The 9,321-nt window shown below is 65.8% G+C and carries 12 protein-coding genes; all 12 read right to left on the reverse strand.

What is annotated here, in order from left to right; all coding sequences use genetic code 11:
• On the reverse strand, positions 1-801 hold the full coding sequence (rpsC, locus tag EST54_RS12305) for a 30S ribosomal protein S3 (RefSeq protein WP_129247645.1): 801 nt from the start codon (positions 799-801) through the stop codon (positions 1-3).
• Positions 801-1,148: a 50S ribosomal protein L22 gene (rplV, locus tag EST54_RS12310; protein ID WP_037839423.1), complete on the reverse strand. Its 348-nt coding sequence runs from the start codon at positions 1,146-1,148 to the stop codon at positions 801-803. The genes rpsC and rplV overlap by 1 nt, the downstream gene beginning before the upstream one ends.
• A gap of 44 nt (positions 1,149-1,192) precedes the next feature.
• A complete protein-coding gene (gene rpsS, locus EST54_RS12315; protein WP_018090899.1) occupies positions 1,193-1,474 on the reverse strand; it encodes a 30S ribosomal protein S19 in 282 nt (93 codons plus the stop codon).
• 12 nt (positions 1,475-1,486) lie between these two features.
• Positions 1,487-2,323 (reverse strand): 50S ribosomal protein L2, encoded by an 837-nt coding sequence (gene rplB / locus EST54_RS12320; protein WP_006604876.1) that lies wholly within the window; start codon positions 2,321-2,323, stop codon positions 1,487-1,489.
• Positions 2,324-2,362: 39 nt separating this feature from the next.
• A complete protein-coding gene (gene rplW, locus EST54_RS12325) occupies positions 2,363-2,686 on the reverse strand; it encodes a 50S ribosomal protein L23 (protein WP_006604875.1) in 324 nt (107 codons plus the stop codon).
• Entirely contained in the window at positions 2,686-3,336 is a 651-nt protein-coding gene (gene rplD, locus EST54_RS12330; protein ID WP_129247646.1) for a 50S ribosomal protein L4, read from the reverse strand. The genes rplW and rplD overlap by 1 nt, the downstream gene beginning before the upstream one ends.
• 8 nt (positions 3,337-3,344) lie before the next feature.
• Positions 3,345-3,989: a 50S ribosomal protein L3 gene (gene rplC / locus EST54_RS12335; protein ID WP_006604873.1), complete on the reverse strand. Its 645-nt coding sequence runs from the start codon at positions 3,987-3,989 to the stop codon at positions 3,345-3,347.
• A 14-nt stretch (positions 3,990-4,003) separates the two neighbouring features.
• Entirely contained in the window at positions 4,004-4,312 is a 309-nt protein-coding gene (gene rpsJ, locus EST54_RS12340) for a 30S ribosomal protein S10 (RefSeq protein ID WP_003948644.1), read from the reverse strand.
• A gap of 429 nt (positions 4,313-4,741) precedes the next feature.
• Complete coding sequence (tuf, locus tag EST54_RS12345; protein WP_129247647.1) at positions 4,742-5,935, reverse strand: elongation factor Tu; 1,194 nt, start codon at positions 5,933-5,935, stop codon at positions 4,742-4,744.
• Positions 5,936-6,093: 158 nt separating this feature from the next.
• Complete coding sequence (gene fusA / locus EST54_RS12350) at positions 6,094-8,214, reverse strand: elongation factor G (protein ID WP_129247648.1); 2,121 nt, start codon at positions 8,212-8,214, stop codon at positions 6,094-6,096.
• A gap of 39 nt (positions 8,215-8,253) precedes the next feature.
• Positions 8,254-8,724 carry a 30S ribosomal protein S7 gene (gene rpsG, locus EST54_RS12355; RefSeq protein ID WP_004571813.1) on the reverse strand — a complete coding sequence of 157 codons (471 nt, stop codon included), beginning with the start codon at positions 8,722-8,724 and terminating at the stop codon, positions 8,254-8,256.
• A gap of 2 nt (positions 8,725-8,726) precedes the next feature.
• Positions 8,727-9,098: a 30S ribosomal protein S12 gene (gene rpsL / locus EST54_RS12360; RefSeq protein ID WP_003948652.1), complete on the reverse strand. Its 372-nt coding sequence runs from the start codon at positions 9,096-9,098 to the stop codon at positions 8,727-8,729.
• Positions 9,099-9,321 lie beyond the last annotated feature (223 nt).

The following is a 9,321-nucleotide window of genomic DNA, read 5'->3' on the forward strand; positions in this document are numbered from 1 at the left end:
TCAGGCCTCCGTTCCGGGGGTCTCCGCCGGAGCAGCGGCTGCGGCCTCGGCCTTGGGGGCCTCGGCAGCGGCGCTCTGCTGCTGCGGCTTGCGGCCACCACGGCCGCCACGCTCGCCACCGCGGGCCGGGCGGTTACCCGCACGGGCGGCAGCGTTCTCGGCACGCACCTCGGCGATGTTCTTGACGTCGCCCTTGTAGATCCAGACCTTCACACCGATGCGGCCGAAGGTGGTCTTGGCCTCGAAGAAGCCGTAGTCGACGTTCGCGCGGAGGGTGTGCAGGGGCACACGGCCCTCGCGGTAGAACTCCGAGCGGGACATCTCGGCGCCGCCGAGACGGCCACCGCACTGGATCTTGATGCCCTTGGCGCCGGCCTTCATCGTCGACTGCATGCTCTTACGCATGGCGCGACGGAAGGAGACGCGGGAGGACAGCTGCTCGGCGACGGCCTGGGCCACCAGCTGAGCGTCGGTCTCGGGGTTCTTGACCTCGAGGATGTTCAGCTGGACCTGCTTGCCGGTCAGCTTCTCCAGCTCGCCGCGGATGCGGTCGGCCTCGGCGCCGCGGCGGCCGATGACGATGCCCGGACGAGCGGTGTGGATGTCAACGCGGACGCGCTCACGGGTGCGCTCGATCTCCACCTTGGAGATACCGGCGCGCTCCATGCCCTTCGTCATCATGCGACGAATGGCGACGTCTTCCTTGACGTAGTCCTTGTACAGCTTGTCGGCGTACCAGCGGGACTTGAAGTCCGTCGTCACGCCGAGGCGGAACCCGTGCGGGTTTACCTTCTGGCCCATTACCGGGTTCCTTCCTTGCTGCTGACGACCACGGTGATGTGGCTGGTCCGCTTGCGGATCCGGTAGGCACGGCCCTGGGCACGCGGACGGAACCGCTTCAGGGTCGGGCCCTCGTCGACATAGGCCTCGGAGATGACGAGGCTGCCGGCGTCGGTGTGGTCGTAGTTGTGCGCGGCGTTGGCAATGGCGCTGTCCAGCACCTTGCCCACCGGCACGCTCGCGGCCTGCGGGGCGAAACGCAGGACCGCCTGAGCCTCCGTGGCATTCATGCCACGGATAAGGTCCACCACGCGGCGGGCCTTCATGGGCGTGACGCGGATGTACCGCGCCTGGGCCCTGGCTTCCATGGTTGTCCCTTCGGTGTCAGTCATAGTCTTCGCACTCCGGTCGATCAGCGACGACGCGACTTGCGGTCGTCCTTCTCGTGGCCACGGAAGGTGCGGGTCGGCGCAAACTCGCCGAGCTTGTGGCCGACCATCGACTCGGTGACGAACACCGGGACGTGCTTGCGGCCGTCGTGCACCGCGATCGTGTGGCCGAGCATGGCCGGGACGATCATGGAGCGGCGGGACCAGGTCTTGATGACGTTCTTGGTGCCGGCATCGTTCTGAACATCCACCTTCTTGGAAAGGTGGTCGTCGACGAAGGGCCCCTTCTTGAGACTGCGCGGCATCTAAACCCGCTCCTAGCGCTTCTTGTTCGTCTTGCGGCGGCGGACGATGTACTTGTTGCTCGCCTTCTTCGGCGAACGAGTACGACCCTCCTTCTGACCCCACGGCGAGACCGGGTGGCGACCACCGGAGGTCTTGCCCTCACCACCACCGTGCGGGTGGTCGACGGGGTTCATCACGACACCACGCACGGTCGGGCGGACGCCCTTCCAGCGCATGCGGCCGGCCTTACCCCAGTTGATGTTCGACTGCTCGGCGTTGCCGACCTCGCCGACGGTGGCGCGGCAGCGCACGTCGACCAGGCGGATCTCACCGGACGGCATACGAAGGTGGGCCATCGCGCCCTCCTTCGCCAGCAGCTGCACGGAGGCGCCGGCCGAGCGGGCGAACTTCGCACCGCCGCCCGGACGCAGCTCGATCGCGTGGATCGTCGTACCCACGGGGATGTGACGCAGCGGCAGGTTGTTGCCCGGCTTGATGTCGGCGCCAGGGCCGTTCTCAATCCGAGCACCCTGGGCCAGGCCACGGGGCGCGATGATGTAGCGCTTCTCGCCGTCTGCGTAGTGCAGGAGCGCGATGCGCGCGGTGCGGTTCGGGTCGTACTCGATGTGCGCGACCTTGGCCGGCACGCCGTCCTTGTCGTGACGACGGAAGTCGATCACTCGGTAGGCGCGCTTGTGGCCACCGCCCTGGTGGCGAACGGTCACACGACCGGCGTTGTTACGGCCGCCCTTGCTGTGCAGCGGGCGGACCAGCGACTTCTCCGGCGTGGACCGCGTGATCTCGACAAAGTCGGCGACGCTGGAGCCACGACGGCCCGGGGTCGTCGGCTTGTACTTGCGGATACCCATTTCTCAGTCCTCGTCCGATTCCGGACGACTCGGACTCCGTTAGGAGACCGGGCCGCCGAAGATGTCGATACGGTCGCCCTCGGCGAGGGTCACGATGGCGCGCTTGGTGTTCGCGCGCTTGCCGTAACCGGTGCGGGTGCGCTTGCGCTTGCCCTGCCGGTTGATCGTGTTGACCCCGGTGACCTTGACCGAGAAGACCGCCTCGACGGCCTGCTTGATCTGGGTCTTGTTGCTGCCGGGCGCGACGATGAACGTGTACTTGTTCTCGTCCAGCAGCGCGTAGCTCTTCTCCGAGACAACCGGCTTGACGAGCACGTCACGCGGGTCCGAGAAGGTCTTGCTGGTGACGACGGCCTCAGTCATCAGGCGTCGCTCCCTTCGGTCTCAGCGGCCTTGGGGCCAGACACGAAGGACTCGAAGGCGGCCTTGGTGAAGACCACGTCGTCGGAGACGAGCACGTCGTACGTGTTCAGCTGGCCCGGCTCCAGGATGTGAACCTGGGGCAGGTTGCGGGCGGACAGCCACGCGGCCTCGTCGCTGCGCTCGGCGACCAGGAGCACGTTCTTGCGCTCGCTGACCTTGCCGAGGAGAGCCTTGGCGGCCTTGGTGGAGATGTCGCCCTCGACCACGCCGGAAACGACGTGGATACGGCTGTTGCGGGCCCGGTCGGTGAGGGCACCGCGCAGGGCGGCGGCCTTCATCTTCTTCGGGGTCCGCTGGCTGTAGTCACGCGGCACGGGGCCGTGGACGATGCCACCGCCGGCGAACTGCGGCGCACGGGTCGAACCCTGACGCGCCCGGCCGGTGCCCTTCTGGCGGTACGGCTTCTTGCCACCGCCGCGGACCTCGCCGCGAGTCTTGGTCTTGTGCGTGCCCTGACGGGCCGCGGCCAGCTGTGCGACAACGACCTGGTGGATCAGCGGAACGCTGACCTTGGCGTCGAAGATCTCCGCGGGGAGCTCGACGGACCCGGCCTTGTCGCCTGCCGGCGAAAGGATGTCAATGGTGCTCATCGGTTACCTCAGGCCCCCTTGGCCGCGGTACGGACCAGGACGAGGCCGCCGTTCGGACCAGGAACTGCGCCCTTGATGAGCAGCAGCCCCTTCTCCGCGTCAACGGCGTGGACGGTCAGGTTCTGGGTGGTGACCCGCTCATTGCCCATACGGCCGGCCATCCGCATGCCCTTGAACACGCGGCCCGGGGTGGCGCAGCCACCGATGGAGCCCGGCTTACGGTGCACACGGTGGGCACCGTGGGACGCCTTGCCGCCGTGGAAGCCGTGACGCTTCATGACGCCGGCGAAGCCCTTGCCCTTGCTCTTGCCGGTCACGTCCACCTTGACGCCGGACTCGAAGGTCTCAGCGGTCAGCTCCTGGCCGAGGGTGTACTCACCGGCGTCGGGAGTACGGACCTCGACGAGGTGACGACGGGGGGTGACGTCGGCCTTCGCGAAGTGGCCCTTGAGGGGCTTGTTCACCTTGCGCGGGTCGATCTCGCCGAAGGCGATCTGGACGGAGTCGTAACCGTCCTGGTCATTGGTGCGCACCTGGGTAACGACACAGGGGCCGGCCTTGACCACAGTGACCGGGACGACACGGTTGTTCTCGTCCCAGACCTGGGTCATGCCGAGCTTCTCGCCCAGGATGCCCTTGATCTGCTTAGCCATCTCTTCCGCGCCTCTCAGAGCTTGATCTCGATGTCAACGCCGGCCGGAAGGTCCAGGCGCATCAGCGAGTCAACGGTCTTGGGCGTCGGGTCGAGGATGTCGATCAGGCGCTTGTGCGTGCGCATCTCGAAGTGCTCGCGCGAGTCCTTGTACTTGTGCGGCGACTTGATGACGCAGTACACGTTCTTTTCAGTGGGCAGCGGCACCGGGCCCGCGACCGACGCACCAGTGCGGGTCACCGTCTCGACGATCTTCTTCGCCGAGGAGTCGATGACCTCGTGGTCGTAGGCCTTGAGCCGGATGCGGATCTTCTGTCCCGCCATGGCTACTTCGTAGTCCTGTCTCTCGTAACGCTCTGGGACCCGGGAGGTTCGCGTTCTTCTCCGACCCACGCGGTCGGGCGTGTCGCGCCCCTTCTCGTAAATCTCCGCAGGGGAGATCCTTCAAGAAGGAGAGGCAGGGGAAGAACACCCACCGGGCGCCTGGCCGAGGCACCCCGCTGACGCTTCCCGGAAGATTCCCGTATTTCCGACCCTGAGAAGGGACGACGAATACCTGGGACTCGCTTCCGGTCCTCCCGGCGGGAGGCGCGCAGCATCGGCACTCAACCGAGCAACCTGGACAGTGTGCCATACCCGGCATGCCCAAGGCCAATCGGACCCCAACTGTCAAGGAGCCCCGCCCACCTGATGGTGGACGGGGCTCCTTGTGAGCTCCGGGGAGCTACAACCGGATCAACCGGATCAGCGAAATTACTTCGTGATCTTGGTGACCTGGCCGGCGCCGACGGTCCGGCCACCCTCACGGATGGCGAACTTCAGGCCCTCCTCCATGGCGACCGGCTGGATCAGCTCGACCGACATCTCGGTGTTGTCGCCCGGCATGACCATCTCGGTGCCCTCGGGGAGGGTCACGACGCCGGTCACGTCCGTGGTACGGAAGTAGAACTGCGGGCGGTAGTTGTTGAAGAACGGGGTGTGACGGCCACCCTCGTCCTTCGACAGGATGTACGCCTGGGCCTCGAAGGAGGTGTGCGGCGTGACCGAACCCGGCTTGATGATGACCTGGCCGCGCTCGACGTCCTCGCGCTTGATGCCGCGGAGGAGCAGACCGACGTTCTCACCGGCCTGGCCCTCGTCGAGGAGCTTCCGGAACATCTCGATGCCGGTGACCGTGGTGGTGGTCTTCTCGGTCTTGATGCCGATGATGTCGACGGTCTCGTTGACCTTGAGGACACCACGCTCGATACGACCGGTGACAACGGTGCCACGGCCGGTGATCGTGAAGACGTCCTCGATCGGCATCAGGAACGGCTTGTCGACGTCGCGCTCGGGCTGCGGGATCGACTCGTCGACGGCGGCCATGAGCTTGAGGACGGAGTCGCCCCACTCCTTGTCGCCCTCGAGCGCCTTGAGCGCCGAGACCTTGACGACCGGAACGTCGTCGCCGGGGAACTCGTACTCGGAGAGGAGCTCACGGACCTCGAGCTCGACGAGCTCCAGGATCTCCTCGTCGTCCACCATGTCGGCCTTGTTCAGGGCGACAACGATGTACGGAACGCCGACCTGGCGGGCCAGGAGCACGTGCTCCTTGGTCTGCGGCATCGGGCCGTCGGTCGCGGCGACCACGAGGATGGCGCCGTCCATCTGCGCCGCACCCGTGATCATGTTCTTGATGTAGTCCGCGTGACCGGGGCAGTCGACGTGGGCGTAGTGACGGTTCTCCGTCTGGTACTCGACGTGCGCGATGGAGATGGTGATACCGCGCTGGCGCTCCTCAGGAGCCTTGTCGATCTGGTCGAAGGCCGAGGCCTCGTTCAGGTCCGGGTACGCGTCGTGCAGCACCTTGGTAATGGCGGCCGTGAGGGTCGTCTTACCGTGGTCAATGTGACCGATGGTGCCGATGTTGACGTGCGGCTTAGTCCGCTCGAACTTCGCCTTCGCCACTGGGGTCCTCCTGTGGAGTGGTTCTGTACGCCTTACTCATCGGCGCCAGGTGATCTTTGCTGGGGTGCCGGCTGACGGGGCAAACCTCACGGTTGCGGGGATTACCCCGTCAGACGGTGTCAAGCCTAAAGCGTGTTCCGACTCTCGGGAGACGGGACTTACTCGCCCTTGGCCTTCGCGATGATCTCCTCGGCGACGTTCCGGGGAACCTCGGCGTAGGAGTCGAACTGCATCGAGTAGCTTGCGCGACCCGACGTCTTGCTGCGGAGGTCTCCGACGTAGCCGAACATCTCCGAGAGCGGAACCAGGCCCACGACGAGCTTGGCGCCACTGCGGTCCTCCATGGACTGGATCAGACCACGGCGGGAGTTGATGTCGCCGATCACGTCGCCCATGTAGTCCTCGGGCGTGGTGACCTCGACCTTCATCATCGGCTCGAGCAGGGCCGGGGAGGCCTTGCGGGCGGCCTCCTTGAAGGCCATCGAACCGGCGATCTTGAAGGCCATCTCGGACGAGTCGACCTCGTGGAACGCACCGTCGAGGAGCGTGACCTTGACACCGGTCAGCGGGTAGCCGGCGAGAACACCGAACTCCATGGCCTCCTGGCAGCCCGCGTCCACGGACGGGATGTACTCCCGCGGGATGCGGCCACCGGTGACCTTGTTCTCGAACTCGTACCCGTCGCCCTCGAGCGGCGCGATCGCGATCTGCACCTTCGCGAACTGGCCGGAACCACCAGTCTGCTTCTTGTGCGTGTAGTCGAGACGCTCGACCGGCTTGCGCAGGGTCTCGCGGTAGGCGACCTGCGGCTTGCCGACGTTGGCCTCAACCCGGAACTCGCGCTTCATACGGTCGACCAGCACGTCGAGGTGCAGCTCGCCCATACCCGCGATGATGGTCTGGCCGGTCTCCTCGTCGGTGTGCACCTGGAACGAGGGGTCCTCTTCGGCGAGACGCTGGATCGCGACGCCCAGCTTCTCCTGGTCGCCCTTGGACTTGGGCTCAATGGCGACCTGGATGACCGGGGCCGGGAACTCCATCGACTCCAGGATGACCTGGTTGGCGGAGTCACAGAGGGTCTCACCGGTGGTGGTCTGCTTCAGACCCATGACGGCGACGATGTCACCGGCACCCACCGACTCGATCTCCTCACGCTTGTTCGCGTGCATCCGGTAGATCTTGCCGATGCGCTCCTTCTTGCCCTTCACCGAGTTCTGCACCTGCGAGCCGGCCTCAAGGCGGCCCGAGTACACCCGGATGAAGGTGAGCTTGCCCAGGTGGGGGTCGCTCGCAATCTTGAACGCCAGGGCGGAAAGCGGCTCGTCCTCGGACGGCTTGCGCTTGATGACCTCTTCCGGGTCGTTGACCGCGTGGCCCTCAATGGCCTCGACGTCCAACGGGGAGGGGAGGTAGCGCACGACCGCGTCGAGCAGCGGCTGCACACCCTTGTTCTTGAACGCGGTACCGCAGAACACCGGGGTGACGGTGGTGTTCTCGGCCTTGCCCGAAGCGATGGTGATCCGGCGGATCGCCGCGTAGAGCTGCTCCTCGGTGGGCTCCTGGCCCTCCAGGTACAGCTCCATGACCTCTTCATCGTTCTCGGCAACGGCCTCGAGCAGCTTGCCGCGCCACTCGTCGGCCGCCTCGATGTGGGTGTCCGGGATGTCGACGGTGTCGTACATCTCGCCCTTGGCGGCCTCGGCCGACCAGACCAGGGCCTTCATCGTCACGAGGTCGACGACGCCCTTGAAGTCCATCTCGGTGCCGATCGGCAGCTGCATCACGATCGGGGTCGCACCCAGGCGGTCCGTGATCATGTCGACGCAGCGGTGGAACTCGGCACCCGTACGGTCGAGCTTGTTGACGAAGCAGATACGCGGCACGCCGTAGCGGTCCGCCTGGCGCCAGACGGTCTCGGACTGCGGCTCGACACCGGCGACGCCGTCGAACACCGTCACCGCACCGTCCAGGACGCGCAGCGAGCGCTCCACCTCGACCGTGAAGTCGACGTGGCCCGGGGTGTCGATGATGTTGATGGTGTTGTCGACGTCTTCCAGCGGCCAGTGGCAGGTCGTCGCGGCAGACGTGATGGTGATGCCGCGCTCCTGCTCCTGCTCCATCCAGTCCATCGTGGCAGCGCCGTCGTGGACCTCACCGATCTTGTACGAAACACCGGTGTAGAACAGGATCCGCTCGGTGGTGGTCGTCTTGCCCGCGTCGATGTGGGCCATGATCCCGATATTGCGGACCTTGGCCAGGTCAAGCGAAGTGGTGGCCATAGTGGCTCAATCTTCTCTCGGTCTCGATGTGGGTTGCGACTACCAGCGGTAGTGCGCGAAGGCCTTGTTGGACTCGGCCATCTTGTGCGTGTCCTCACGCTTCTTGACCGAAGCGCCGAGGCCGTTGGAGGCGTCGAGCAGTTCGTTCATGAGGCGCTCGGTCATGGTCTTCTCGCGGCGGGCGCGGGAGTAGCCCACGAGCCAGCGGAGCGAGAGGGTGGCGGCACGGCCGGGCTTGACCTCGACCGGGACCTGGTAGGTCGCGCCACCGACGCGGCGGGACTTGACCTCAAGGGTCGGCTTGATGTTCTCGAGCGCGCGCTTGAGCGTGATGACCGGGTCGTTACCGGTCTTCTCGCGCAGACCCTCCATGGCGCCGTAGACGATGCGCTCAGCGGTGGAGCGCTTGCCGTTCAGCAGCACCTTGTTGATGAGGGAGGTCACCAGAGGAGAACCGTAGACCGGGTCGATGATGACCGGGCGCTTCGGGGCGGGGCCCTTACGAGGCATTCTTACTTCTCCTTCTTGGCGCCGTAGCGGCTGCGAGCCTGCTTGCGGTTCTTGACGCCCTGCGTGTCGAGGGAGCCGCGGATGATCTTGTACCGAACACCCGGCAGGTCCTTCACACGACCACCACGCACGAGCACGATCGAGTGCTCCTGCAGGTTGTGGCCCTCACCCGGAATGTAAGCGGTGACCTCGATCCCGCTGGTCAGACGCACACGCGCGACCTTACGCAGGGCCGAGTTCGGCTTCTTCGGGGTGGTCGTGAAAACACGCGTGCAGACGCCACGGCGCTGGGGGGAACCCTCGAGCGCGGGCGTCTTGTTCTTCTCGACCTTGTCCTGCCGGCCCTTGCGGACCAGCTGCTGGATCGTAGGCACCGTTTCTCCGGTTTCTGTGTGCCAGTCTCGGTAAAGCTAACCTGGAACTTCCCCGACCCACGCGGTCGGGTGTGTCGAATACTGCAGTCCGATCCCTCGCTGGAACGAGCGTGGCGGCAGATTGCGGTGTCAAAACCTGGCTTCCGTACTGAGGGCACTCCCGGCCGAAAGCTCGGGAGATTGCGCGCACGGCAGCCCAGGGACACCCCAGGCACAAGGTCAG

This window comes from Streptomyces sioyaensis, from assembly GCF_004122735.1.
Lineage (GTDB): Bacteria > Actinomycetota > Actinomycetes > Streptomycetales > Streptomycetaceae > Streptomyces > Streptomyces sioyaensis.

Bases quoted from the DNA above. Each gene is read 5' to 3' on its own strand.
- rpsC (WP_129247645.1), bottom strand. From the start codon at position 801: ATGGGCCAGAAGGTAAACCCGCACGGGTTCCGCCTCGGCGTGACGACG.
- rplV (WP_037839423.1), bottom strand. From the start codon at position 1,148: ATGGAAGCCAGGGCCCAGGCGCGGTACATCCGCGTCACGCCCATGAAG.
- rpsS (WP_018090899.1), bottom strand. From the start codon at position 1,474: ATGCCGCGCAGTCTCAAGAAGGGGCCCTTCGTCGACGACCACCTTTCC.
- rplB (WP_006604876.1), bottom strand. From the start codon at position 2,323: ATGGGTATCCGCAAGTACAAGCCGACGACCCCGGGCCGTCGTGGCTCC.
- rplW (WP_006604875.1), bottom strand. From the start codon at position 2,686: ATGACTGAGGCCGTCGTCACCAGCAAGACCTTCTCGGACCCGCGTGAC.
- rplD (WP_129247646.1), bottom strand. From the start codon at position 3,336: ATGAGCACCATTGACATCCTTTCGCCGGCAGGCGACAAGGCCGGGTCC.
- rplC (WP_006604873.1), bottom strand. From the start codon at position 3,989: ATGGCTAAGCAGATCAAGGGCATCCTGGGCGAGAAGCTCGGCATGACC.
- rpsJ (WP_003948644.1), bottom strand. From the start codon at position 4,312: ATGGCGGGACAGAAGATCCGCATCCGGCTCAAGGCCTACGACCACGAG.
- fusA (WP_129247648.1), bottom strand. From the start codon at position 8,214: ATGGCCACCACTTCGCTTGACCTGGCCAAGGTCCGCAATATCGGGATC.
- rpsG (WP_004571813.1), bottom strand. From the start codon at position 8,724: ATGCCTCGTAAGGGCCCCGCCCCGAAGCGCCCGGTCATCATCGACCCG.